The following is a 22,776-nucleotide window of genomic DNA, read 5'->3' as shown; positions in this document are numbered from 1 at the left end:
GGGACTCAGAGCGTCGGTGCGCTCTCCCTGGTGACCAGCCGATACCCGACCAGCTCGTGCCTGCCCATCGAGGTCAGCCCGTCGATCCGCTCGCAGAGCATCGTGATGGCCCGCGTCGCGAGCGCCGTGAGGTCGGGTGCGATGGTGGTGATGCTCGGGAAGGTGACCGAGGTCATCAGCGTGTTGTCCCATCCGGAGATGGCGACGTCGTCCGGAACCCGCAGGCCGCGCTCCTGCAGGGCGCGCAGTGCGCCGATGGCGGCGAGGTCGTCGCGGCACATGATCGCGTCGAACCGCAGACCCGCATCCAGTGCGGCGCCGATCGCCGCTGCGCCGTCCACCGGCGAGATCGCGTTGCTCGGGATGAGCAGCCCGGGGTCCGGCGTCACCCCGGCGGCCTCGAGCGCGGCCTGGTACCCGGCGATGCGGAGCTCGGAGGTGCGCGAGATGCGCTGCGGCTCGTGACCGGCGAACGCGATGCGGCGGCGGCCGAGCGCGAGCAGGTGCGTCGTTGCCTCGCGGGCGGCGGCGACGTTGTCGATCATCACCCGGTCGATGCTGAGCGGGGCAGCCCCCTCGCCCAGGATCACCATCGGGAGGGAGCTCCTGGTCTGCGCCAGCTCGGCCGAGCTCATCACGCTGGGCTGGAAGATGATCCCGTCGACCATGCCGGCCTCGATCCCGGAGACGGCGGCGCGCTCCCCCTCGATGGTCGAGTCGGTCTGTTCGAGCAGCACGCGGTATCCCTGCTCCTCCGCCACGTCGGACACGCGGCGGGCCAGCTCGGCGAAGTACGGCAGGGTGACATCCGCGAACGCCAGCGCGATCAGGCCCGTGCGCCCGGTGGCCAGCCTGCGGCCGAGCAGGTTGGGCCGGTAGCCGAGCTCGTCGATCGCCTTCTGCACGCGTTCGCGCATCCGGTCGCTGACGTGCGGGTAGTCGTGGACCACGTTGGAGACGGTCTTCATCGACACCCCGGCCAACTCCGCGACATCCTGCAAGCGCACACCGGCCACAGCGTCTCCTTCCGTCGTGAGAACTCTACTTTGCGTCGCTGCTCCCGCCAGTCCACCATCGCTCACCGCTTGACAGCAAATTTCTAGCGCTGTAATTTCGAAGGGCGCGGCCCGGCCGCGCACTCGTGCCTGTCACTCAAGGGAGAGAAATCACATGAAGAAGCGATCTGCCGTGCGGGTCCTGGCCGCCGCGGTGGCCGTGGGCTTCGGCCTCGCACTGACCGCCTGCGGCAGCTCCGGCGGCTCGGGCGGAGAGGTGGCGTCCGGGGACTACTCGGGCCCCAAGGTCACCGTCACGTTCTGGAACGGCTGGACCGGCGGGGCAGCACCCGTCCTGGTCCCGAAGCTCGTCGACAAGTTCAACTCCGAGCACAAGAACATCGTCGTCAAGAACGTCCCGATGGAGTGGGCCGATCTCGCCAAGAAGATGCCGCTCGCCGTCAAGGCGGGCAAGGGCCCGGATGTGGCGGTCGCGCACGGCGACGACGTCGCCACGTACGCCGCCCAGGGCCTGCTGCTCAAGAGCGACTCGATCGTGAAGTCGCTCGGGTACAGCGCCGGCGACTTCCCCGAGGGCCTGATGAAGGCCGGCGAGTACAAGGGAGCCCAGTACGGCATCCCGTGGAGCGTCACCCCGCTCGGTCTCTACGTGAACAAGGACGTGCTCAAGCAGGCGGGCATCGACCCCACGACCATCCCCGCTGACAAGACCTCGTACATGGATGCGCTGGCCAAGCTCAAGACGGCGGGCATCCAGGGCGAGTGGGTCGACGGCTACGTCTTCACCGGCACGTTCGAGTTCCAGTCGCTGCTCTGGCAGTTCGGCGGCGACCTCTTCAACGACGACGTCACGAAGGCCACCTTCAACTCCGACGCGGGCGTGCAGGCGCTCACCCACATGACCGACCTCATCAAGCAGGGATACAGCCCGGCGAACGTCGCGCAGGACGGCAACATCAACGCCCTGATCGCCGGAAAGACGGCCTTCAACTGGAACGGCGTCTGGCAGACCACCAACACCGCGTTCGACAAGCTCGACTGGTCGGCCGTCGCGGTGCCTCAGATCGGCACGGAGAAGGCCGTCTGGTCCTCGTCCACGCACTGGATGTTCATGGCCAACAAGGGTCAGGACAAGAACAAGACGTCGGCCGCGGCCACGTTCGTGAAGTGGATGAACGACAACTCGGCCAGCTGGCCGGACACCGGTGAGCTGCCCGCGAGCAACAGCGTCCGCAACGATCCGGCTCTGGTGCAGAAGTACCCGAACCTCAAGCCGTTCCTGGACGAGCTCCCGTACGCGCACTACGAGACCTCCGCCCCCGGCATCACCAACGTCACGGCCACTGTGACCACGGCCGTCAACGAGGCCATCACCGGCAAGAAGTCGCCGAAGCAGGCTCTCGACGACGCGGTCGAGAAGGCGAACACGCTGCTGAAGCAGAACAAGCAGACGTATGGCGAATGAGCTCGCAGTAGAGGCGGCATCACGGCGTAACGCCGTGGTGCCGCCTCGGCGCGCCCGGCGCAGCTCGAACCTGGCTGCGCCGCGCCGTACGAAGACGGCCTACCTGTTCCTGGCGCCGTTCCTCGTCCTCTTCCTCGTCTTCGTGGCCGGCCCCGCGGTCTTCGGCCTCTGGATCAGCCTCACCAACTGGAGCCCGTTCCGCGACACCCAGCAGTTCATCGGGCTCAAGAACTACATCGACCTCTTCACCCCGGACTCCGCGACCTCCGGCGACTTCTGGCAGTCGATGGGCGCCACCGGCATCTTCACGGTCGCCAGCGTGCCGTTCCTGCTGGTCATCCCGCTGCTGATCGCCCAGCTGCTCAACCGCAGGATCCGCGGCGGCACCGTCTTCCGCGCCGTGTTCTTCGCGCCGTACGTGCTCGGCGTCGCGGTCATCGGCGTCATCTGGAAGTACCTGCTCGACACCCAGTCCGGCATCGTCAACCACGTGCTCGGGATGCTCGGCCTCCCCTCGGACATCCCGTGGACCGTCAACGTCCCCTGGGTCTGGGTCTCCCTGGTCGGCGTCACGGTCTGGTGGACCCTCGGCTTCAACACGGTGATCATCCTGGCCGGGCTCAAGGGCATCAACAACGACCTGTACGAGGCGGCCGCGCTCGACGGAGCTGGCCCCATCCGGAAGTTCTTCAGTGTCACGCTGCCGGGCCTCCGCCAGGTGATGACGTTCGTCGTCACCGTGACCATCCTCGCCTCGGCGAACATGTTCGGTCAGTCGTACATCATCACCAAGGGCGGCCCGGGCAACCAGACCCGCACCGCGATCATGTACATCTCCGATCAAGGTCTCTCGCAGAACAACATGGCCGCAGCGTCGGCCATGAGCTATGTGCTGTTCGTGTTCCTCGCGATCATCAGCATCGTCAACTTCCGCCTGCAGCGGGAGCGCACGGAAAGGGCACCCCGATGACCGCCGTCACCTCTTCGAAGCAGAAGCCGACGCCGGATGCCGAGGGCGGCGAGCGTCAGCTCGCCCGGGCACAGCGGCGAACGTCGCCTCGCCGCACCGCCGGGCAGGTCGTGCTCTACGTCGTGCTGTCCCTGGTCACGCTGCTGATCGTGCTGCCGCTGGTGTGGATCGTGCTCACCTCGTTCAAGACGGACAGCGACGCCATCCAGAACCCGTTCTCGGTGTTCCCGACGCCGTGGTCGATCGACGCGTACGTCACCCTGTCGAGCGGCCAGCAGCCGATCTTCCGCTGGTTCCTCAACAGCCTGCTCGCCGCGACGCTGCAGACGGCGATCATCCTCGTCACCGCCTCCGCCGCCGCGTACGCGCTGGCCCGCCTCGAGTTCTGGGGCAAGAAGATCGTGTTCGGCGCCATCGTCGCCACGCTGCTGGTGCCTCCGGTCATCTTCCTCATCCCGAACTACCTGATCGTGCAGAACCTGGGCTGGCTCGACACCATCTGGGCCATCTCCATCCCGGGTGCTGCGAGCGCGTTCGGCGTGTTCTTCCTCCGTCAGTTCTTCATCGGGCTGCCGGTGGAGATCGAGGAGGCCGCGCGCATCGACGGCGCGGGCGACATCCGGATCTTCCTGCAGATCGTCGTGCCGCTGGCGCGCCCGGCGCTGGCGACGCTCGCCGTGCTGAGCTTCCTCGCCAACTGGAACGACTTCCTCTGGCCGGTCTACGTGCTGCTCAGCCCGGAGAACCTCACGCTGCAGCCCGGCCTCGCCCAGCTGCAGGGCGCGTACTCGACGCACTTCGCCATCGTGATGGCGGGCGCGGTGATCGCGTCCATCCCGGTGCTGATCCTGTTCTCGTTCGCGCAGCGCCACATCGTGGACAGCGTCGCCAGCTCGGGCGTGAAGGGGTGAGGTCGTGAGGTCCGCCGGGGTCGCGGCGGCGGCGGTCGTGGCTGCCGCCGCCCTCGCGGCACTCGCGGCACTCTCCGGATGCGCATCCGGAGCAGGCGTGTCGTCGCGCCCCGCCTCCGGCTCACCGTCGGCGAGCGCCGGCCCTGACTTCGCGATCGACCAGGACTTCGCCGACCCGGATGTGCTCGTCCACGACGGCACCGCGTACGCCTTCGCGACGAACACCCCCGGCTTCCTGGTGCGGTCAGCGACCTCCACGAATATGAGGGACTGGACGGTGTCGCAGAAGGACGCCCTCAGCGCCCTCCCCGGCTGGGCGCAGCCCGGCCGCACCTGGGCTCCCGAGGTGGCGGAGGTCTCCCCCGGCGCGTTCGTGATGTACCTGACGGCCCAGGATGCGGCATCCGGTCGCCAGTGCATCGGCACCGCCACCTCCGCGACACCGGGCGGGCCGTTCACCCCCGCCTCGGATACGCCGCTCGTCTGCCCGGTGGAGGCGGGCGGCGCCATCGACGCCGCCACCTTCCGCGACGACGACGGCAGCCTCCACCTGCTCTGGAAGACGGACGGCAACTGCTGCAGCCTCGACACCTGGATCGAGACGGCGCCGCTCTCGGCGGACGGCCTCACCCTGGCCGGGCCGCCGGTGAAGCTCCTGAAGCAGGACCGCGCCTGGGAGGGCGCGCTGGTGGAGGCGCCCGACCTGGTGAAACGTGACGGCGTCTACGTGCTGTTCTTCTCCGCGAACGACTACGGAGGAGACGACTACGCGATCGGCACGGCAACGGGCACGTCGCTGACGCAGCCGTTCACATCGCAGGAGAAGCCTTTCCTCACCTCCGCGTCGAAGCTCGGCACGTTCCACGGTCCCGGCGGCCAGAACGTCGTCACGTTCGGCGGCCACGACTGGCTCGTCTTCCACAGCTGGGACGACGCGTACGCCTACCGCGGGATGCTCGTCCGTCCCCTCACCTGGGACGGCGCCACCCCGCACCTCGGCTGACGCCCGGGTCAGCTGCCCTCGGACGAGCTGCCGGGACCCCAGGTGACCGACTGGAAGACGGCGCCCGCGTCTCCGAACGACGAGACGGAGCCCTCCACGTCCGCCTCGATCGGAGCCGTCGACGTGATCGTGCCGGAGTCGCCCGTCGCCGGGAACGAGAAGTCGGCGTGGAACGTCACCGTGCCGGGGGTCGCCGTCTTCACCGGCCAGCAGCCGCCGGCGCTCACGTCGGCCTGATCGGGAAGGTGGCAGTCGAAGTCCCACGGCCCCACCGTCAGCTCCGGGCGGCTCTGGATGGTCCATGCGGCGTTCGTCCACACCTCGCCCGCCTCCGCGCCGCTGGAGAGCCCGAACGAGCATCCCGCCGGCTGGGCGTCCTGCGATGCCGCGCAGCCGTCGAGCCAGCCCTGGGCAGCGGCCTTCGCCGCGTCGAGCCCCTTCGGTGTGAGCACGGCCGCATCCCGCAGCTGCGCGTCTGCGCCGAAACCGGCCACCGTCGCCTTCGCCCCGGCGAGCGTGAACCAGTCGGTGCTCGCCTCGGCGGTGAGCGTGTACGTGCCAGGGAAGGCGTTCAGCCGGAGGGTCGCGCCCTTCCAGCCGAGCGGCACACCCGCGAGCGTCGCATCCACTCGCCCAGGCGCTCCGATGGTCACCGTGACCGTGCCGAGCGTGACCGGCGCGAGCTTCCACCCATCGACGCCCACCATCGACGCCGGTGTCCACGCGTCCCGACGCAGCGCGAAGTCGCGCGTGGTGGTCTTACCGCCGCCCGTCACCTCCGCGGTGACCGTCGCGTCGCGCCCGTGCGACCGAACGCCCAGGATGCGGTAGCCCGTGACCCTGTCCGTCGCGTTCTTGTACGCCTTGTTGGTGAGCAGCACATCCACTGCCCGGTGCTGACGGCCTTCGAGCTTCGTCGCCGCCTCCACGTCGCCGCGCTTCACGTCCGCGAGGTAGGCGGACACCACCGCCTGCGGGGTGGCTGCAGCACGAGCCCCGATCACCAACACCAGTGCCGTGATCCCCACGCCGAGGGCGAGCGCCGTACCGACGGCAACCACCACGATCCACAGCGACCTACGCGCCTTCGCCATCACAACTCTCCCCCGTGGCCGCCCGCTGTCGGCCGATCGTCCCGCCCCGGGAATCATACCGGCGGATGACCCACACACGACCCACGGCTGATGCCGCGCGCCGCGCATCCCGGTTGACTGGATACATCGGCCACACCAAGGGGGAAAACCATGACGACGCTGAACCACCAACTCCCGTTCACGGGGTCGGTTCCGCAGGTTCCGCGAGCTCGAGGGGTGCTCGCGGCCGTTGCGGAGAACGCCTATCTGCGGCTGTTCTCCGTGCTCGTCGTCATCGCGGCCGGTGCCGTGGCGCTCGCCTTCGGAATCGCATTCGTGCTCGACATCGTCGTGCCGGTGTTCTTCGGAGGCGAGCTCCGCGCGCTGGGGGCGCTGTTCCCGCAGGTGGGCTGACCGGGACGGCTCTGGCGCATCCCGCACCGACTGCTTAGAGTCGGTGCGGGAGGTTCCACCGATGCCACGTCTCGTCTATTTCGCCATCGCTTCCGTCGACGGCTACACCGCCGACACGTCGGGAGGCTTCGACTGGGCGGCCCCGGATGCGGAGGTGCACGCGTTCGTCAACGACCTGGAACGCGACGTCTCCACCTATCTGTACGGCAGGCGCATGTACGAGACCATGCAGGTCTGGCAGACGTTCGGCGACGACCCGGACGATGAGCCGGAGGTCGTCGACTTCGCCGGGATCTGGCGGAACGCCGACAAGGTCGTGTACTCGTCGACGCTCGCCGAACCGGTCACGCCGCGCACGACCATCCAGCGCGAGTTCGATCCGGATGCGGTGCGCGCCCTGGTCGCAGACGCTCCGGACGACGTCGGCATCGGCGGCCCGACCGTCGCGGCGGCAGCACTGAGGGCCGGGCTCGTGGACGAGGTGCAGCTGATCCTGGTGCCGGTGGCCGTCGGAGGGGGGACGCCGGCCTTCCCGCTCGACCTGACGATCGGGCTGGACCTGCAGGAGGAGCGCCGTTTCGCGAACGGGAGCGTGTTCCTGCGCTACCTGGTCACCCGAGGGTGAGCGTCACGCTCGGCCGCCGAAGCGCCTCGGCCAGCACGTTGAGCGTCACTCCGTGCTCCGCGAGGATCGCCACCGGGTAGAAGAACGGGTCGTAGCCGTGCTGCGAGGTCGGCAGGACCAGGCCGTCGCCCTCGAACGGCAGCGGGTCCCCCGCGGTCCTGGTGACCAGGTCGCCGTCGTCGCCCAGTTCCACGGACACCGTCCGCGTCGGCGCACCGCCCTCGAGGTGGGACCAGCTCATCGCGGGCAGGCGCACGTCGATCATCGCCTGGAACACGCCGATGCCCTCGCTGAGCACCGCGGCTGCCGCGCCGACCGTCTCGCTGGCGCCGAGCAGCATCACCCAGCCGTTGACCGGCGCCGTGAGCACGAGCAGGCCGGGACCGTCGCCGATGCTGGGGTTCTCGGCGAGGCGAAACCGATCGTCGGTGATCCGCGCATCCAGTGCAGCGGCGAGCGCCTCGGGCGTCGTGGCCGGCAGGAACGCCCAGCTTCCGCTCCCGAACGTCTCGAACAGAGCGTCGCTCAGTACGGGGATGTCGTCGGGCACAGCACGAGTCTAGGCGTCGGGACCCGGCCGGTGGATGCGGGATCAGCCCACGAGATTTTCTCACTTTCCCTTCCGCCCCACCCCCGCTCAGGGCTACCCTGAGGCCAGGCCCCTCCAGGGCCTCTGCCTCTGCGGGGGCATGCGCCCCGTGGCAGCAGAGCACAGACGTGAGCTGCGAAGGAGCGCTCCAATGCCTGCTCGTCGAACCCTCACCGCCGCGATCGTCGGCCTCACCGTCGCCGCGCTCGCGCTCACCGCCCCCGGCGGAGCGCTCGGGATCGCGCCGAACGCCACCAGCGTCCACTTCACCGCCTCCGGCGACTACGGCACCTCCGCCAACGCGCAGGCCGTGCTCGCCGGGATCGGCGCACTGCATCCCGACCTCCACCTCGCCGTCGGCGACCTCTCCTACGGTGCCGTCGGCGACGAGCAGTCGTGGTGCGACAGCGTGACCCAGGCGGTCGGAGCCGGGTTCCCGTTCGAGCTCGTCTCCGGCAACCACGAGAGCAGCGGACAGAACGGCAACATCAACGACTTCGGCGCCTGCCTGCCCAACCAGCTCCCCGGCGCGGTCGGCACATACGGGCGGCAGTACTACGTGGACGTCCCGCAGGGCGCCCCGCTCGTCCGCTTCGTGATGATCTCCCCCGGCCTGCCGTTCGCGGACGGCACCTGGACCTACAACGCGGGCACCTCGCACTACAACTGGACGGCGGCGGCCATCGACGGCGCACGCGCCGCGAACATCCCGTGGGTGGTGGTCGGGATGCACAAGCCCTGCCTCTCGCTGGGCCAGTACGGGTGCGAGGCGGGCGCCGACCTGATGAACCTGCTCGTCGGCAAGCGCGTCGACCTCGTGCTGACCGGCCACGAGCACCTCTACCAGCGCACGAACCAGCTCGCCACCGGAGGCGCGTGCACGGCGATCGTTCCCGGAACGTTCTCGGCCAGTTGCGTCGCCGACAGCGACGCTTCGATGGTGAAGGGCGCCGGCACGGTGTTCGTGACGGCGGGCACGGGAGGGAACGGCCTCTACAACGTCAACGCCGCGGATCCGGAGGCCAACTACTTCGGTGCGGCATCCGGCGCCAACCAGACGCCGACGTACGGGTCGGTGGATGTGACGGCCACGTCGACGCAGCTCAGCGGGTCGTTCGCACGTGCGGCGGGCAGCAACTTCGCGGACTCGTTCACCATCGCGCCCGCCGGGGGCGGGGGCAACCAGCCGCCGACGGCGAGCTTCACGTCATCCTGCACCGACCTGGCCTGCAACTTCGACGGCGGCGCGTCGACGGATCCGGACGGCACGATCAGCACGTTCGCCTGGGACTTCGGCGACGGCGCGACCGGGACGGGCGGCACGGTCAGCCACACCTATCCGGCAGCGGGCACGTACACCGCGAGACTCACCGTGACCGACAACGGAGGGGCGAGCGGGTCGACCACCAAGACGATCGCGGTCACCGCACCGCCGCCACCCACCGGCTCGCTGGCGACGGACGGGTTCGACCGCGTCATCTCGAACGGATGGGGAACGGCGCCGACCGGCGGCGCGTGGACGGTCGCCGGCAGCGCATCCCTCTACTCGGTCGGGGCGAGCACCGGCCTGATCCAGCTGCCTGCCGGTTCGGGAGGCACGACCAGGCTCACCGGCGTGAGCTCCGCCAACACCGACCTGCGCCTCAACGTGTCCGCCGACAAGCTGCCGTCCTCCGGCAACGTCTACATCTCCATCTCCGGTCGGCGCGTGGTGACGACGGGCTCCTACCAGGCCAAAGTGATCGTCTCGTCGGTGGGCAAGGTGACGCTGCAACTGGTGCGGGTCGACCCGAACGGCGGCGCGGAGGTGGTGCTGCAATCGTCTGTCGCACTCCCCGCCACATACGCGGCAGGGACGAAACTGGCCGTGCGGCTGCGCGTCACGGGCACGAGTCCCACGCTCATCCAGGCCAGGGCCTGGCCGGACGGCACGACGGAGCCGACCACCTGGCAGCGATCCATCACGGACACGACGCCCGGACTGCAGGCGCCGGGCGGGCTGGCGATCACCGGGTATTTGTCCGGCGGCGTGGCCAACGCGCCCGTGCTGATGGGGGTGGACGACCTGGTGGCGGTGACGCCGTAGGCCGCGACGACGCGGGAGCCCCGCTCAGTCCGGCAGCCGCTCCGCGCGACGGCCGAGCCGGTCGCCGACCCGCCCGCGGATGAGGAACAGGGCGACGATCCCGAACAGCATGACGACGTAGTTCCCTGTCCCCGCGATCGCCTGCAGCCCGTTCTGGGGACCGGCAGCCGCGGTGTCGATTCCGCCGGTGGAGAGGAACAGGGTCGGGTCGGTGAGGGCGTGGGCGACGATCGCCCAGACGATGCTGCCCGTGACGCGCATCACCAGGTACATGCAGACACCGAACAAGAAGGTGTACGGGATGGTGATGAGGACCGTCGGCGTAAAGCCGGTGCCGATGGCGTTGGCGGTATGCATGAGCGCGAAGATCGTGGACGACAGCACCGCGACCACCAACTCGCCGTATCCCGCGTTGCGCAGTAGCGTCACCGCGGCACCGCGCGTCACCAGCTCTTCCGCCACACCGATGAACACCCCGGCCAGCAGCGTCAACGGCACGACGCCGGGCGCGAACGAGCCGTAGTCGATGCCGATGAGTCGCAGCACGATCGGGTAGGCGACGACGGCTACGGCGATCCACATCCAGCCCCTCGCAGGAACGACCCTGGATGCGAACACCCGCGGCAGCAGCCCGGACACCACGAGGAACACCACGATGATCACCGCGCCGATCCCGATCGGGAGGATGAGCTCGAGGAAGACGTTGATCGCGCTGCTCAGCGGGCCGCCGTCGGTGAGCGCGTCGCCCCACAACAGCCCGATGAGCCGGCCGACGGCGAGGTACAGGGCCATGTAGACGGCGGCGACGAGCACCGCCTTCCACCATCCGCCGCGTGCCCAGAACGCCTGCCAGGCCGAGGTCCTCTCGGCTGTGCCCGCGCCGCTCTCGTCGTGTTCGCCCGTCATCGTCTTCCCCGTTCGAGAGTGCGGTGTCGGAGCGACCCCGGCGTCACGACCATACAGGCGAATGCACGCAATCACACCGCACGCGCTCGGTGCGCACACATCTCGGTCAGCAGACCTACAGCGAAGCGCGGAACGCGTCCACGATCCGTGTCGCCCTGTCGTCGCCCGCCTCCATCCAATTCGTCACGAACGAGAACCCGGCCTTCGCCCGGCGGTCGGCGAACGCCACCTGGCCGCCGGCGCCGTCGTGGCCGAAGCTCGCGTCGCCGAGGTAGCGACGAGCCTCGGAGTCGAGCTGGAAGCCGCGCGCCCAGCGCGGCCACGGGGCGGGGCTGGGGAAGACCGGCTCGCCCTCGCTCATGGGGATGAGTGCCGCATCCAGTGTCGCGTCGTCGAGCAGGGTGCGCCCGTCTGTCTCCGTGACGGTGGCCGACCAGATCGCCGAGAGTGCGTCCGCCGTGGCGATCCCGCCGGCGCCAGGGATCTCGGCCGCCCGGATGCGCGGGTCGTTGAAGCCGCCGTCGGGCGTGACCAGCTGCGCAGGAAGCGCGCCGCCCAGCGTCATCGCGAGCGCCGTCCAGGGCGACGGCGCCTCGCCGAGTTCTTCGCCGGCCTCGACCTGCGAGTCGGACGCCTGGAGGTGCGCGACCCGGGATGCGGCAGCGTCCGGCAAGCCGATCCACGCGCCGGAGGTGTGGTCGCCCGCGAGCGCGGCGAAGTACTGCCCTGCACTCTGACCGGTGGCGCAGCGCACCAGCTCACCGGCCAGCCAGCCGTGCGTGACCGCGTGGTACGCGTATCCCGTCCCCGGCTGCCACAGCGGCTCCTCGGCGGCGAGCAGCGACGTGACGTGATCCCAGTCGACCAGCTGGTCGATGGTGAGCGGCTCGCGCAACGCGGACAGTCCGGCGCGGTGGGACAGGAGCTGGGCGACCGTGACGTCCGCCTTGCCCGCTGCCGCGAACTCGGGCCAGTACCGCGCGACAGGGGCCTCGTAGTCGAGCAGGCCATCCTGCACCAGCCGGGCGACCAGGATGGACATCAGCCCTTTGGTGCACGAGAACACCACAGAGGCGGTGTCCTCCTGCCACGGCGAGCGCGACCGCTCGTCGGCCAGGCCGCCCCACAGGTGCACCACCCTCCTGCCGCCGACCCGGATGGTGAGCCCGGCTCCCATCGTCGGGCGTCCGTCGAATGCGCGCTCGAAGGCGTCCGCGACCCGTTCGTACCCTGGCTCGACCGTCCCTGCGATTTCGACCGTCATGCACGTTCTCCTTCTCGTTCGCGCGCGCGGAGCGTGAGGCGCGCGTCGTCCCAACCGATGTCGTACGGGTCGCTGACCCTCCCGCCGAAGCCGCCCGCCGCATCCACGTTCTCGAACGCGAGGAAGACGGAGGCGCCGCTGCGGTCGGTGGTCACCCTGCCGGCGTACAGAGACTCCGGCGTCAGGAGCGTAGCGGAGGCGAGGTCGAACGGCCCGGTGGCAGCCTGGGCTGCCGTGAACCAGACGCCGCCGGAGTCCCCGCTTCGCCGCCCGGCGAGATGTGCCGCGTCGCAGGAGAAGAGCAGGATGTCACGGCCGTCGACCCGCACGAACTGCGGAACCTCGACGTGGGCGAAGCCGCTTCCCGGCGCGCTCACCGGCGGCTGGACGACCCACTCGTGCAGGTCGGCCGACCTGGCATGCCCGATCACTCCCCGGTCGCGCACGTCACCGCCGTCGCGGGCGCGGGCCGTGATCAGCATGTGCCATCCCTCACCGGCCGGATCGCGGAACACCCACGGGTCGCGCCACGCTTCCTCGTGCCACGTCCGGTCGGTGAGGAGTTCGTACCAGCGCGGGTCGGCCTGCAGGTTGAGCCGCGGTTCCTTCGTCCAGGTGAAGAGGTCGTCGGAGGTGGCGACGCCGATCGACTCGACGTTCGCGATCTCGTGCGGGGAGAGGAAGACGGAGCCGGTGTAGAACATCCGCCAGCGTCCGTCGTCGCCGCGCACGACGCTCCCCGTCCAGGTGGCCGAGCTGTCCAGGTCGCCGGGAGGCCCGGCCGTGAGCACCGGCCCGTGGTCCTCCCAGTCGGTCAGGTCGGTCGACGTCGCGTGCCCGATCGACGCGTTCCTGTGGCGCAGGTCAGGGTCACCGAGCGAGGTCGGCGCGTGCAGGTAGAAGAGGTGGTGCGTTTCGCCGTCGTCGGCGAGCCAGAAGTCCCAGACCCAGTGATCCCGTTTGCTGAACACCATGCCCGTCAGCCCTTGACCGCACCCTGGATCAGCGCCTTGATGAACTGACGCTGGAAGATCACGAAGACCAGGATGGTGGGAAGGATGATGATGAGGGCGCCCGCGTTCAGCAGCGGGATGCTCAGGCTGTACTGCCCCTGGAAGAAGGTCAGCGCCCCGGCGACGGTGCGCTGCAACGGGTCGGCGATCAACACCACGGGCAGCAGGAACTGGTTCCAGGTCCAGAGGAACAGCAGGATCGCCAGCGCGGACAGCGCGGGCCGGGCGAGCGGCAGGTGGATGTGCCGCAGCTCCTGCCACATCGTCGCGCCGTCCACCCGCGCGGCCTCGGAGAGCTCGGCGGGCACGCCGACGAAGTGCGCGCGCATCCAGAACACGCTGAACGGCATGAACAGCCCGATCAGCGGCAGGATGATCGCCCACTGCGTGTTCAGGACGTTCAGCGACTGCATCTCGTAGTACAGCGGGATGATCAGCGCCTCGAACGGGATGGTCAGCCCCAGGATGAAGAGGATCAGCAGGGCGCGACCGCCCCGGATCTTCAGGCTGCCGAGCGCGTATCCCGCCAGGCTCGAGATGACCAGGCTGACCGGGACCACCCCGAGCACGATCAGGCCGCTGGAGCCGAGCAGCTCCCAGACGTGCCCGGTGACGAAGGCTTCGCCGAAGTTCACCCACTGCGGGTCGCTCGGCCAGGTGAGGCCGGTCGGGTTGAGGTCGGCGGGCTGCAGGGCGGCGGAGAGCATGCTCACCAGCGGGATGACGGTGAGCACGAGGACGACGGAGAGCAGCACGCGCCCCGTCCACTTCTCGACGGGATGGACGATCATGAGTCACGCACTTTCGAGAGACGCTGAATCGGGAGGACGACGATGAGGACGAGGACCATCAGCACGATGCCGAACGCGGATGCCAGCCCGACCTCGCTCTGGGTGAACCCGATCCGGTAGATCGAGATGCCCGGCACCAGGGTCGCCCGGCCCGGCCCGCCGAGCGTGGTCGTATAGATGATGTCGAAGCTGCTGAGGGCCGCGATGATCGTGATGGTGATGAGCACCGCGAGCTCCTGGCGGAGGCCGGGGATCGTGATGGTGAAGAACTCCCGCCACCACCCGGCGCCGTCGAGGCGCACGGCCTCGTAGAGAGATGCGTCGATCTTGCCGATCCCGGTGAGCAGCAGCACGGTGCAGAGCCCGGTCAGCGTCCACGAGCCGATCAGGCCGACGGCCGGCAGCGCGGTCTGGTAGTCGCCGAGCCACGGACGGGCGAGCCCGCCCAGCCCGACCCAGCCGAGGATCTGGTTGACCGCGCCGGTTTGGGCGTACATCCACGACCAGGCGATACCGGCCGCGGCCAGCGGGATGATCTGCGGGAGGAAGAGCACGGTCTGCGAGAAGCTGGAGAAGAACCCGGCCTTGATCGACCGGATGAGGGTGGCCAGCACCAGCCCGGCGATCACCGGGATCACCGTGAAGAACGCGATCAGGATGAACGCGTTCCTGATCGCCCCGAGCAGGTCGGGGTCGGTGAACACGGTCAGGTAGTTCTGCAGTCCCACCCAGGTGGATGCGCCGATCCCGTTCCAGTCGTAGAACGAGAACTGCACACCCTGGATGAGCGGCCACAGCACGAAGGCCGCATAGAAGAGGACGGCGGGCGCCACCAGCACCCAGCCGATCCTGCTGCCGTACCCGCGCGCCCGAGCGCGGGTACGGGCAGGCCGAGGTGCGGCCCCGGATGCGGTTGCGCCATCCGCCCGCCGCACAGCAGGGGCACTGCCGACGGTGTCGTCGCTGATCCGGGGCCGCACTGTGCTCATCGTTACTTCTTCACTTCCTGCTGGTAGAACGCCTGCACCTTGTCCACGAACTCCTGGCCGGTGATCTTGCTGGTCACCAGGAGCTGGGATTCGGGGATGATCGCCCCGGCGTAGATGCCGGCGGTGGTGTTGGCCATGAAGTCGACCTGGCCGTCCTCCTTGGCGATCTGCGCTGCCGACTCCAGGACCTTCTCGGTGAGGGAGCCCTTCTCGACCTTCGGCTGCGCCTGCGACGGGTCGCCGCCGGGGGCCGCACCGGTCACGTCGACGACGATCTGACGCGCCTTGTCGTTGGTGTGGATCCAGTTGAGGAAGTACGCGACCTCGTTGAGGTTCTTCGACTTGGCTGCCGCGGAGAACGAGTTCGCCGCGCCCATCGCCACGTGGTCTCCGCCCTTCTTGGCCGGGGGAACGAGGAAGAACGACACGTCCTTGCCCAGCTTCTTGGCGTAGTTGGCCGCCTCCCAGTTGCCGTTGAAGGTGAAGACGCCCTTGCCGTCCTGGAAGTTGCTGACGAAGGTGAAGTAGTCGACAGCGTTGATGTCGGACGGGAAGTAGCCGGCATCCGCCCACTTCCGGATGAGGTCAGCGCCCTTCACGATTCCCGGCTGGTTGTACGTCGCGCCCGGCTTGTTGAACATCCAGTCGAGGAACTCGGTCTTGTCCGCGTACTGGTTCATCGCGGCCTGGACGGTGAAGTTGACCACGCCGTCCTTGTCGCCCTCGACGAGCGGGGCGATCCCGGCCGCCTTGGCCTTCGCGAAGTCGGCCTGCAGCTCGTCCAGCGTCTCCGGCGTGGAGGTGATGCCCGCCTGAGCGGCCAGCTTCGTGTTCATGTAAATGCCGGTCACGCTGTAGCCGAGGCCGAGCTGGTAGAGCGAGCCGCTTCCGCGGACGCCCTCGTCCGTCATGCGCAGCGGTGCGAGCTGCGCGGCCGACCACTTGTCCCAGCCGTATGCCTTGAAGTACGGGTCGAGGTTGGCGACCAGACCGTCCTTGACCGTGTCGCCGAGCGTCGGCAACCGGATGAGGTCGGGCGGCGTCGAGCTGGCGAGCAGCTTGGGCGCGTTGGCCGTGAGGTTCTGGAACGTGTCCCTCGTGATCTTGAAGGTGATGTTGGGGTGCTGCTTGGTGAACTCTTTGGCCAGGTCGTCGGTGAGCGGGAAGCCGGTCTCGTCGGCGATGGTCAGCTGCACCTTGTCTTTGGTGAGCGTGGTGCTGACGTCGGTGGCCGTCGTGGCGCCGGGGGTGCTCGACCCCGGAGCGCATCCGGTGAAGACGACGGCGGTGATCGAGGCGATGAGGCCGGCGGCTGCTGCGCCGCGGAGCCGTCGCCTGCGCGAGGTGGGGGACATACAGGACTCCTTTGTCGAAGGGCGGGATTCGTTGCCCGAAACCCTCTGCTAAATGCTTTCAGCAGGCCCTATACTGAGTGACGTCGCACAGATTGTCAACTACGTCTCTCGATTGGCCACGTGAGCGGCTAACATCCCGCAAGGAGGAGGACCGCTCGATGTTGAGTAAGCGCGTGACTTTGGCAGACGTGGCCAGGAAGGCCGGATTGTCGGTGTCTGCCGCGTCCATGATCCTGAACGGCCGCCCGGACACGCGGCTGTCTCAGGATGCGCACGACCGCGTCCACGCCGCCGCGAGCGAGCTCGGCTACCGCCCGAACGTCGCAGCACGCGGGCTGAAGACCGACAAGACCCACACCATCGCCTTCATCTCCGACGTGGTCGCCACCACCCGCTTCGCGTCCGGCCTGATCAAGGGGGCGCTGACCGCGGCCGAGAAGGCCGGTCACGTCATGATGGTGCTCGAGACCGGCGGAGAGCCGAAGCGCGAGACCGAGGCCATCGGCGCCGTCCTCGACCGCCAGGTCGACGGGATCGTCTTCGCCACCATGCGCGCCCGCGAACTGTTCCTGCCGGAGATGGCGATCGAGACGCCCGTGGTCATGCTCAACGCGACCAACGCCCGGTTCCCGCACGCCGTGCTGCCGGACGAGTACGGCGGCGGCCGATCCGCCGTCGCCGTCCTGACCGACGCCGGCTTCCGCGACGGCATCGCCCTCCTCGGCCAGAGCGACGAGAAGGAGCGCGGGCTGTTCCGCTCGGCGACGGTGGCGCAGCGCGTCGCGGGCATCAGGGATGCGATGGCCGAGAACGGTCTGACGTTCGCCTCCGAGTCGTCGTCGTGGCTCTGGGAACCGGACGAAGGCTACGAGGCGACGAAGAAGCTGCTCGCCAGGAAGGTGCGCCCCACGGCCATCCTGAGCATGAACGACCGCCTCGCGTTCGGTGCGTACCAGGCGGCGCTCGAAGCCGGGCTCAGCATCCCGGACGATCTCTCGATCGTCTCCTTCGACAACGACGAACTGGCCGCCTACCTGCGCCCGGGGCTTACCACCGTCGCGCTCCCCCACGAGGCGATGGGCGCCAGGGCTGTGGAGATGCTGCTGAACGACGACCCGGTGCGCGAGGCCCTCATCCCGATGGAGGTCGTGCACCGGGACTCCGTCCTGAGCAGGTGACCGGGCTGCACGACCCGGAGACACGGAACGGCGCGACCAGCCGTGCCGGTCGCGCCGTTCCTCCGAGGACGACTACTTCTTGAACGCGTCCTTCACGTCCTCGACCGTCCCCTTGGCCTTCGCCGCCGTCTGATCGGCCTTGCCCTCCGCGACCTTGCTGTCGTCGTTGGTGAGCTTGCCGATGACCTCCTCGGCCTTGCCCTTGAGGTCCTGCGCGGCGTTCTTGATCTTGTCTTCTGCACTCATCTGCTTCTCCTTCTTTCTTCTTCTGGTGTCACGACGGCCGGACGGCCCTCGTCGTGGTGTCGACCCGCACCGCTGAGCGGAGGCGGGACCGGAATCCGCCCGTCAGCTGGGCGTAGACCGCCGGCTGCGATCCGAGTGCCTGGCCCAGCAGGCGGACGGTGTCGTCGATGGCGTCGACGATGGTGCGCGGCGCGGCTCCTCGTCGGCAGTCGACGGCGATCTTGAGCGCCACGACCTTCCGAACGCGGTATGCACTGACGGCCACTCTCGCCACGCCGGGAACGGTCGAGAGGCTCTGCTCGATGAGAGCGGCCGCGACGGACACGTCGACATCGAGGTCGCCGTCCCCTGTCCGCGCGCTCAGCACCGTGGACGCCGCCCCATGTCCCTGCCACACGATGAAGACGATCAGCAGCACCAGGAGCACGACGGCACCCGCGATCGCGACGACCGCGGCCACGCTGACCGTCGTGCCCGCCCAGAGCGGCGTGCCGAACACGCTGTCCGTCCACGTCCTCGCGGAACGTCCGGCGTCCAGCCAGGCCCGCGCGGCCGACGGGGCCACGAGCGTCCAGGCGATGGCGATGGATGCGAGCCCGAGAACCACGAGGAGCCCGCGGTTGAGAGCCCGGTTGGTGCTGTTCACGATCCGACCCTCCCCGTCTGTGCGACGGTGACGGACACGCGCACGGCCTTCTCGGCGCCGGCGGCCGCGAACTCCTCCTCGACCGCGCGCCGTACCGCCGCCTGGTCGACGCGATCCCCGGAGACGGGGACGATCTGCACCGCAGCGCTGCGCCGGCCGAGGGAGACGCGCACGGCGTCCGGATCGACCCGCGCGGTCCTGGCCGCGGCCCGGGCGAGGGCGGACGCCAGCATCCCGTCGTCGGCGACGACCGCAGCACGGTTCGCCGTCAGCGGTCGGCGCGCCCGCCGTCCGGGGAACACGGCCAGCCCGAGCAGGACGAGTCCGATCACCGCGGCGACGACCGCGACGCCGATGCGCAGCGCGGCCGGGGCGTCCGGGAAGGTGAGGACGGCGAGGAGCGTGCCGCGCGGGTCGGCCAGCAGGGGCCGCATCCCGAGCAGGTGCAGGATGCCCTCGGTCGCGAGCAGCACGATCAGGAGTCCGAGGACCGACGCCACGACGATGGCGGACGTCGACCGCGGCGAGTGCGTCTCGCGGCGGACGACGCGTGTCTCCACCCCGTTCATCGCACCCTCCTCTCCGTGATGATGGCCTTCGTGGCCCGCATGTCGACGCGGGCCACATCCAGGCCGGTCAGTTCGGCGAATCTCGCCCTGGTGTCTGCGGCGGCTGCCGCCAGGCGCTGGATCAGATCCTGGCCGTCGGCGCCGCCGTCGCCGCCGCCGAGGGGCGGCATCGTCACGGGCGACCGCACGGTCACGGCGAGCGCTCCCGCCGCGTCGCTGATGCGCACAGCCGGGTCGCGGGGAGCAACACCGAGCGCGTCTGCCGCGATCGCCTGCACCAGGTGCTCCAGCGCCCGCGGGGCGAAGCGGTCGCGTCCGCCGGTCACGATGACGAGCGGCGGCCGCGGAGCACGTCGATCAGCCGGGCTCCGTCGATGTCTCCGCTCACCAGGCGCCCGACGAGCCATCCGACCAGCATCGCGACGGCGACGCCCACGAACGCCCAGAATCCGAGGGACGCCCAGACGACGGCGAGCACGGCGCCGACGAGCAGGCCGAATCTGGCGGTGGTCACTGGACTCGCGCCTCCTGCTCGTCCGCGTCGTCGGACGGGACGTGCACGTCGTTGACCGTGACGTTGACCTCGGTGACCTCGAGGCCGATGATGTGCTCGATCGCCTGCGAGATGGAGGCGCGCACATCCGCTGCGACCTTCTGCAGCGGCACGGGGTACTCGGCCACGATGGTGACGTCGGCGGCGACCTGGGTCTCGCCGACCTCGACGCTGATGCCCTGGCCGAGGTCGGAGGCGTTCATCGCATCCCGGATGGCTCCGAGTGCGCGGGCCGCCCCGCCGCCGAGCGCGTAGACGCCGGGAACCTCGCGGGCGGCGATGCCAGCCACCTTCGCGACGACCGCGTCGCTGATGACGGTCTTGCCCTGCGTGCCGGATGCGGCGGTCGCGGTCGCGATTCCTGTGGTTGCGGGGGCAGTGGGTGTGGTTGCCATGCGCTTTCCTTCCGTCTCGTGGCGGGGGCCTCCCGCCTCGGTCACCGTTGTGACCTGTGCTTCTCAGACGAGCCGAGTCCGGGATTCGTCACGTCCTATTTCGAAAATCTTCAGAAGAAGCTCGCTTGGCTTGCTATTCGACTGTCTAACATGATGTTGGTCAGCGCTCAAGGATGCGGATCGGGAGGGGGTGCCGTGCGGAAGTCCACCCTGGCCGACCTGCTGGACGCGGCGGACGACACCCTCGTCGGTCGCGCAGCGGACGGAGACACCGTCGCGTTCGAAGTGCTCGTGCGCCGCCACGGACCGCTGATGCGCGCATACGCCGCCCGGATGCTCGGCTCGACCTACGAGTCCGACGACGTCGTGCAGGAGACCTTCGTGACCGCGTGGCGACGTCTCGGCGAGCTGGAGAACGGCGCGGCGGTGAAGAGCTGGCTGATCCGCATCCTGAGCAGACGGTGCATCGACCGCATCCGGGCGCGGCACGAGCACGACGACGTCACCGAGCTGGACGTGCCGACGCAGCAGAAGGACGATCCCGGCCATCTCGCCGAGGTCAGGACGGCCTCTGCCGCACTCGGCAGGGCGCTCGACGGTCTGCCGGAACTGCAGCGGAGGTGCTGGGTGCTGCGCGAAGTGGGACAGTACAGTTACGACGACATAGCGACCGAGCTCGGCATCCCCGCATCCACGGTGCGCGGCCAGCTGGCGAGAGCTCGCAAGAATCTGCTCGAGGCGATGGAGGACTGGCGATGACAGACCCGCTCCTGCCCGAGGACGAACTCATCGACGGCCACACGCTCGACGAGCTGAGCGACTACCTCGCGAACGGCCGCCGCCCGGCCAACCCGGCCATCGACGACTCCCCGGAATGCCAGGCGGCTCTCGCCGCACTGGACCGTCTCGGCCGCGCCACCACGCAGCTCCTCGAAGCCGAGGCCGCGGCCACCCCGGCAGACGACACCTGGGTCTCCCGCATCCTCACGGGCATCCGCCTGGATGTGCAGGCAGGCAGACGCGTCCCGATCGTGCACGACGACCCCGCCGCGGACCTCTCCCTGACCGAGGGGGCGGTCCGTGCGCTCGTGCGCAGCGTCGGCGACGATGTCGACGGCGTGATCGTGGGCCGCTGCCGACTCGACGGCGACCTCGAGACCCCCGGCTCCCCGATCGCCGTGCACCTCGAGATCTCGGTGCGTTTCGGCCTCCCCCTGGACGGCACGGCCGCTGCGGTGCGCAACGCCGTGGCGGCGGAGCTCGTCAAGCACGCCGAGCTGACGGTCGCCTCAGTGGATGTGGTGGTCACGGATGTGCGCGAGCCTCGCGCGGGCAAGGAGCAGGGATGAGCGCGACGCACGCCTCCGACGAGACACCGGCGGACACGCTGACCGGCCTCTCCGACCACATCCTCGGCGTGCCGGGCGTCTCCACCGTCTACCCGGCGGCATCGCCGGTCGCCCAGGTGGTGTCCGCGATCGGCGCTGCGCTCACGCCGGCAGACGCGGACCGGGAGGGCGTCGCAGAGCGGGTGGACATCGCGCTGAGCGACGACCGCATCCGGGTGCGAATCGGTGTGGACGGCGTCGAACCGGCCGGCGAGGTGTGCCGCACGGTGTACGCGGTCGTCCGGGCGTGGGCGGACAGGACGGGCCGCACCGGGTGCGTCGTCGACGTCACCGCGGCGACCATCGGGGACTGACGGGGTCCTCGTCCGGCTGAGCCGTGAGCTCCGCCGCGTGCTCGCGCGCGTAGCGCTGGGCGCGGCCGATCCGCACCGCGTAGTACGGCACGAGGAACACCAGCATCGCGACCAGCAGCACCGCGAGCCCGACGGAGAACGCCGCGTTCCGGCCGTCCACGATGGAGCGCACCTGCTGCACGGCGATGCTGAGGTAGAGCAGCGTCGTCCAGCCCAGGGTGAAGCTGAGCACCGTGGGGACGATCGCCGCGTATTTCGCCGCTGCGACGCGCTCTGCGGGGTCCAGGTCCAGGTCCTTCTTACTGAGGACGACCCTCCCGACCTTCCTGACCGTCCCGAGATCCCCGCCCACCGTGCTCCGCAGCCGCCGGTTGAGCGGCACAGTGAACGCGATGCAGGCCACAGCAGCGGCGAGCGCGGCGAACTGGAGGGCGATGACCAGCGCCCCGCCGATGTCGGGTGACAGGAGCGCGCCGAATGCGACGACCCCCACCGCGTACGCCGCGACGAAGATCCCGGCCACGATCAGCACCTTCCGCTGGATCTCCCGGCGGCCGACGGGCATCCACTCGTCGTCGGCCCGTGGATGCGCCCGCTCGTGCCGCTGCAGCAGCCCGCCGACGGCGAGCGCCAGCGGCGTGAGCACCGCTCCTCCCACGATGAACAGGATCGGCAGCCACACCGGCGCCCCGGCCAGCACGGCGAACAGCCCGATCGCGACAGCCGCGAGCACTTCAAGGCCGACCACGACCCACAGGTAGCGGAGGAAGAACGACCGGCTGCCCTGCGACCCGCGCACATCCCAGTACGACGTCAGCGAACCGAGGACCAGGGGCCCGTAGATCAGGATCGTCAGGGCGAAGATCGCCAGCAGGTCGAGTCCGGCGGAGTGCCTGGACGACTGAGTGACGATCAGCAGCACGCCCCCGGCCACCAGCGCGGTGCCGAGAACGGTGGAGAGGATGAAAGCCAGAACCTTCACAGCGCTGTCCTTTCGCGAGGCTGACCGCGACACAG

The 22,776-nt window shown here is 69.4% G+C and carries 27 protein-coding genes; 11 read left to right on the top strand and 16 right to left on the bottom strand.

Annotated elements, in window-relative coordinates:
* Positions 1–5: 5 nt before the first annotated feature.
* Complete coding sequence (locus tag AC1ROC_RS16995; RefSeq protein WP_493001603.1) at positions 6–1,016, bottom strand: LacI family DNA-binding transcriptional regulator; 1,011 nt, start codon at positions 1,014–1,016, stop codon at positions 6–8.
* Between the two features lie 154 nt (positions 1,017–1,170).
* On the opposite strand from AC1ROC_RS16995, the gene AC1ROC_RS16990 reads away from it, so the two are divergent.
* The 4 genes from AC1ROC_RS16990 to AC1ROC_RS16975 are packed head-to-tail and all read left to right on the top strand — an operon-like array spanning position 1,171 to position 5,365.
* A complete protein-coding gene (locus AC1ROC_RS16990) occupies positions 1,171–2,481 on the top strand; it encodes an ABC transporter substrate-binding protein (protein ID WP_434950677.1) in 1,311 nt (436 codons plus the stop codon).
* Positions 2,471–3,451 carry a carbohydrate ABC transporter permease gene (locus AC1ROC_RS16985; RefSeq protein ID WP_168688266.1) on the top strand — a complete coding sequence of 327 codons (981 nt, stop codon included), beginning with the start codon at positions 2,471–2,473 and terminating at the stop codon, positions 3,449–3,451. Before AC1ROC_RS16990 ends, AC1ROC_RS16985 begins: the two co-directional genes overlap by 11 nt.
* Positions 3,448–4,362: a carbohydrate ABC transporter permease gene (locus AC1ROC_RS16980; RefSeq protein ID WP_493001600.1), complete on the top strand. Its 915-nt coding sequence runs from the start codon at positions 3,448–3,450 to the stop codon at positions 4,360–4,362. Before AC1ROC_RS16985 ends, AC1ROC_RS16980 begins: the two co-directional genes overlap by 4 nt.
* 4 nt (positions 4,363–4,366) lie before the next feature.
* Positions 4,367–5,365 (top strand): glycoside hydrolase family 43 protein, encoded by a 999-nt coding sequence (locus tag AC1ROC_RS16975; RefSeq protein WP_493001598.1) that lies wholly within the window; start codon positions 4,367–4,369, stop codon positions 5,363–5,365.
* Between the two features lie 8 nt (positions 5,366–5,373).
* Here the strand turns inward: AC1ROC_RS16975 and AC1ROC_RS16970 are convergent, their stop codons facing one another.
* Entirely contained in the window at positions 5,374–6,459 is a 1,086-nt protein-coding gene (locus AC1ROC_RS16970) for a hypothetical protein (protein WP_493001596.1), read from the bottom strand.
* A 150-nt stretch (positions 6,460–6,609) separates the two neighbouring features.
* Here AC1ROC_RS16970 and AC1ROC_RS16965 point away from each other — a divergent pair, with 150 nt between their 5' ends.
* Positions 6,610–6,852: a hypothetical protein gene (locus AC1ROC_RS16965; protein WP_085367493.1), complete on the top strand. Its 243-nt coding sequence runs from the start codon at positions 6,610–6,612 to the stop codon at positions 6,850–6,852.
* Between the two features lie 61 nt (positions 6,853–6,913).
* Entirely contained in the window at positions 6,914–7,477 is a 564-nt protein-coding gene (locus AC1ROC_RS16960; RefSeq protein WP_493001594.1) for a dihydrofolate reductase family protein, read from the top strand.
* Here AC1ROC_RS16960 and AC1ROC_RS16955 read toward each other — a convergent pair.
* Positions 7,464–8,027, bottom strand: coding sequence for a hypothetical protein (locus AC1ROC_RS16955; protein ID WP_493001592.1), 564 nt, complete (start codon positions 8,025–8,027; stop codon positions 7,464–7,466). The two genes, AC1ROC_RS16960 and AC1ROC_RS16955, sit on opposite strands and share 14 nt — an antisense overlap.
* Positions 8,028–8,217: 190 nt before the next feature.
* On the opposite strand from AC1ROC_RS16955, the gene AC1ROC_RS16950 reads away from it, so the two are divergent.
* Positions 8,218–10,152 (top strand): PKD domain-containing protein, encoded by a 1,935-nt coding sequence (locus tag AC1ROC_RS16950; protein WP_493001590.1) that lies wholly within the window; start codon positions 8,218–8,220, stop codon positions 10,150–10,152.
* A 24-nt stretch (positions 10,153–10,176) separates the two neighbouring features.
* Here AC1ROC_RS16950 and AC1ROC_RS16945 read toward each other — a convergent pair whose 3' ends face one another.
* The 6 genes from AC1ROC_RS16945 to AC1ROC_RS16920 all read right to left on the bottom strand — a co-directional run bounded on the left by AC1ROC_RS16945 (position 10,177) and on the right by AC1ROC_RS16920 (position 16,470).
* Positions 10,177–11,058: a CPBP family intramembrane glutamic endopeptidase gene (locus AC1ROC_RS16945; protein WP_493001588.1), complete on the bottom strand. Its 882-nt coding sequence runs from the start codon at positions 11,056–11,058 to the stop codon at positions 10,177–10,179.
* 115 nt (positions 11,059–11,173) lie between these two features.
* Complete coding sequence (locus AC1ROC_RS16940; protein ID WP_493001586.1) at positions 11,174–12,322, bottom strand: serine hydrolase domain-containing protein; 1,149 nt, start codon at positions 12,320–12,322, stop codon at positions 11,174–11,176.
* The gene (locus AC1ROC_RS16935) at positions 12,319–13,296 is read right to left on the bottom strand and encodes a glycosyl hydrolase family 32 (RefSeq protein WP_493001584.1); all 978 of its coding nucleotides are present in this window, start codon (positions 13,294–13,296) and stop codon (positions 12,319–12,321) included. Before AC1ROC_RS16935 ends, AC1ROC_RS16940 begins: the two co-directional genes overlap by 4 nt.
* A 5-nt stretch (positions 13,297–13,301) precedes the next feature.
* Positions 13,302–14,126, bottom strand: coding sequence for a carbohydrate ABC transporter permease (locus AC1ROC_RS16930; protein WP_085367486.1), 825 nt, complete (start codon positions 14,124–14,126; stop codon positions 13,302–13,304).
* Positions 14,123–15,115 carry a carbohydrate ABC transporter permease gene (locus tag AC1ROC_RS16925; RefSeq protein WP_247597220.1) on the bottom strand — a complete coding sequence of 331 codons (993 nt, stop codon included), beginning with the start codon at positions 15,113–15,115 and terminating at the stop codon, positions 14,123–14,125. Before AC1ROC_RS16925 ends, AC1ROC_RS16930 begins: the two co-directional genes overlap by 4 nt.
* Before the next feature lie 2 nt (positions 15,116–15,117).
* On the bottom strand, positions 15,118–16,470 hold the full coding sequence (locus AC1ROC_RS16920) for an ABC transporter substrate-binding protein (RefSeq protein WP_085367485.1): 1,353 nt from the start codon (positions 16,468–16,470) through the stop codon (positions 15,118–15,120).
* Between the two features lie 173 nt (positions 16,471–16,643).
* Between AC1ROC_RS16920 and AC1ROC_RS16915 the strand changes: the two genes are divergently transcribed.
* Positions 16,644–17,648 carry a LacI family DNA-binding transcriptional regulator gene (locus AC1ROC_RS16915; protein WP_247597219.1) on the top strand — a complete coding sequence of 335 codons (1,005 nt, stop codon included), beginning with the start codon at positions 16,644–16,646 and terminating at the stop codon, positions 17,646–17,648.
* Between the two features lie 72 nt (positions 17,649–17,720).
* On the opposite strand, the gene AC1ROC_RS16910 is transcribed toward AC1ROC_RS16915, so the two are convergent.
* The 6 genes from AC1ROC_RS16910 to AC1ROC_RS16885 are packed head-to-tail and all read right to left on the bottom strand — an operon-like array spanning position 17,721 to position 20,057.
* A complete protein-coding gene (locus AC1ROC_RS16910; protein ID WP_085367483.1) occupies positions 17,721–17,894 on the bottom strand; it encodes a CsbD family protein in 174 nt (57 codons plus the stop codon).
* 28 nt (positions 17,895–17,922) lie between these two features.
* A complete protein-coding gene (locus tag AC1ROC_RS16905; RefSeq protein ID WP_493001580.1) occupies positions 17,923–18,540 on the bottom strand; it encodes a hypothetical protein in 618 nt (205 codons plus the stop codon).
* Positions 18,537–19,109, bottom strand: coding sequence for a DUF6286 domain-containing protein (locus tag AC1ROC_RS16900; RefSeq protein WP_493001577.1), 573 nt, complete (start codon positions 19,107–19,109; stop codon positions 18,537–18,539). Before AC1ROC_RS16900 ends, AC1ROC_RS16905 begins: the two co-directional genes overlap by 4 nt.
* Entirely contained in the window at positions 19,106–19,435 is a 330-nt protein-coding gene (locus tag AC1ROC_RS16895) for a hypothetical protein (protein ID WP_493001575.1), read from the bottom strand. Before AC1ROC_RS16895 ends, AC1ROC_RS16900 begins: the two co-directional genes overlap by 4 nt.
* Entirely contained in the window at positions 19,432–19,623 is a 192-nt protein-coding gene (locus tag AC1ROC_RS16890; protein ID WP_493001573.1) for a hypothetical protein, read from the bottom strand. The genes AC1ROC_RS16895 and AC1ROC_RS16890 overlap by 4 nt, the downstream gene beginning before the upstream one ends.
* The gene (locus AC1ROC_RS16885; RefSeq protein ID WP_085367478.1) at positions 19,620–20,057 is read right to left on the bottom strand and encodes an Asp23/Gls24 family envelope stress response protein; all 438 of its coding nucleotides are present in this window, start codon (positions 20,055–20,057) and stop codon (positions 19,620–19,622) included. The genes AC1ROC_RS16890 and AC1ROC_RS16885 overlap by 4 nt, the downstream gene beginning before the upstream one ends.
* A gap of 195 nt (positions 20,058–20,252) precedes the next feature.
* Here AC1ROC_RS16885 and AC1ROC_RS16880 point away from each other — a divergent pair, with 195 nt between their 5' ends.
* Genes AC1ROC_RS16880 through AC1ROC_RS16870 form a run of 3 tightly spaced genes read left to right on the top strand, consistent with a single transcriptional unit; the run spans position 20,253 to position 21,759 of the window.
* On the top strand, positions 20,253–20,816 hold the full coding sequence (locus AC1ROC_RS16880) for an RNA polymerase sigma factor (RefSeq protein ID WP_085367477.1): 564 nt from the start codon (positions 20,253–20,255) through the stop codon (positions 20,814–20,816).
* Positions 20,813–21,406, top strand: a complete 594-nt coding sequence (locus tag AC1ROC_RS16875) for a hypothetical protein (RefSeq protein ID WP_085367476.1) — start codon at positions 20,813–20,815, stop codon at positions 21,404–21,406. Before AC1ROC_RS16880 ends, AC1ROC_RS16875 begins: the two co-directional genes overlap by 4 nt.
* Positions 21,403–21,759, top strand: coding sequence for a hypothetical protein (locus AC1ROC_RS16870; protein ID WP_085367475.1), 357 nt, complete (start codon positions 21,403–21,405; stop codon positions 21,757–21,759). Before AC1ROC_RS16875 ends, AC1ROC_RS16870 begins: the two co-directional genes overlap by 4 nt.
* Here the strand turns inward: AC1ROC_RS16870 and AC1ROC_RS16865 are convergent.
* A complete protein-coding gene (locus AC1ROC_RS16865) occupies positions 21,734–22,741 on the bottom strand; it encodes a hypothetical protein (RefSeq protein ID WP_493001570.1) in 1,008 nt (335 codons plus the stop codon). The two genes, AC1ROC_RS16870 and AC1ROC_RS16865, sit on opposite strands and share 26 nt — an antisense overlap.
* Positions 22,742–22,776 lie beyond the last annotated feature (35 nt).

The sequence above is a fragment of the Leifsonia sp. GW821-FHT13C05 genome (genome assembly GCF_058806515.1).
Note: the sequence above shows the minus strand (reverse complement) of the source record. Positions and strands in the feature narration are given on the sequence as shown.

What these genes read in the sequence shown, in the direction of transcription:
- AC1ROC_RS16990 (WP_434950677.1), top strand. Translation starts at nt 1,171, where the DNA reads ATGAAGAAGCGATCTGCCGTGCGGGTCCTGGCCGCCGCGGTGGCCGTG.
- AC1ROC_RS16930 (WP_085367486.1), bottom strand. Translation starts at nt 14,126, where the DNA reads ATGATCGTCCATCCCGTCGAGAAGTGGACGGGGCGCGTGCTGCTCTCC.
- AC1ROC_RS16965 (WP_085367493.1), top strand. Translation starts at nt 6,610, where the DNA reads ATGACGACGCTGAACCACCAACTCCCGTTCACGGGGTCGGTTCCGCAG.
- AC1ROC_RS16970 (WP_493001596.1), bottom strand. Translation starts at nt 6,459, where the DNA reads ATGGCGAAGGCGCGTAGGTCGCTGTGGATCGTGGTGGTTGCCGTCGGT.
- AC1ROC_RS16875 (WP_085367476.1), top strand. Translation starts at nt 20,813, where the DNA reads ATGACAGACCCGCTCCTGCCCGAGGACGAACTCATCGACGGCCACACG.
- AC1ROC_RS16950 (WP_493001590.1), top strand. Translation starts at nt 8,218, where the DNA reads ATGCCTGCTCGTCGAACCCTCACCGCCGCGATCGTCGGCCTCACCGTC.
- AC1ROC_RS16960 (WP_493001594.1), top strand. Translation starts at nt 6,914, where the DNA reads ATGCCACGTCTCGTCTATTTCGCCATCGCTTCCGTCGACGGCTACACC.
- AC1ROC_RS16885 (WP_085367478.1), bottom strand. Translation starts at nt 20,057, where the DNA reads ATGGCAACCACACCCACTGCCCCCGCAACCACAGGAATCGCGACCGCG.
- AC1ROC_RS16980 (WP_493001600.1), top strand. Translation starts at nt 3,448, where the DNA reads ATGACCGCCGTCACCTCTTCGAAGCAGAAGCCGACGCCGGATGCCGAG.
- AC1ROC_RS16935 (WP_493001584.1), bottom strand. Translation starts at nt 13,296, where the DNA reads ATGGTGTTCAGCAAACGGGATCACTGGGTCTGGGACTTCTGGCTCGCC.
- AC1ROC_RS16920 (WP_085367485.1), bottom strand. Translation starts at nt 16,470, where the DNA reads ATGTCCCCCACCTCGCGCAGGCGACGGCTCCGCGGCGCAGCAGCCGCC.
- AC1ROC_RS16870 (WP_085367475.1), top strand. Translation starts at nt 21,403, where the DNA reads ATGAGCGCGACGCACGCCTCCGACGAGACACCGGCGGACACGCTGACC.
- AC1ROC_RS16945 (WP_493001588.1), bottom strand. Translation starts at nt 11,058, where the DNA reads ATGACGGGCGAACACGACGAGAGCGGCGCGGGCACAGCCGAGAGGACC.
- AC1ROC_RS16900 (WP_493001577.1), bottom strand. Translation starts at nt 19,109, where the DNA reads ATGAACGGGGTGGAGACACGCGTCGTCCGCCGCGAGACGCACTCGCCG.
- AC1ROC_RS16985 (WP_168688266.1), top strand. Translation starts at nt 2,471, where the DNA reads ATGGCGAATGAGCTCGCAGTAGAGGCGGCATCACGGCGTAACGCCGTG.
- AC1ROC_RS16910 (WP_085367483.1), bottom strand. Translation starts at nt 17,894, where the DNA reads ATGAGTGCAGAAGACAAGATCAAGAACGCCGCGCAGGACCTCAAGGGC.
- AC1ROC_RS16940 (WP_493001586.1), bottom strand. Translation starts at nt 12,322, where the DNA reads ATGACGGTCGAAATCGCAGGGACGGTCGAGCCAGGGTACGAACGGGTC.
- AC1ROC_RS16925 (WP_247597220.1), bottom strand. Translation starts at nt 15,115, where the DNA reads ATGAGCACAGTGCGGCCCCGGATCAGCGACGACACCGTCGGCAGTGCC.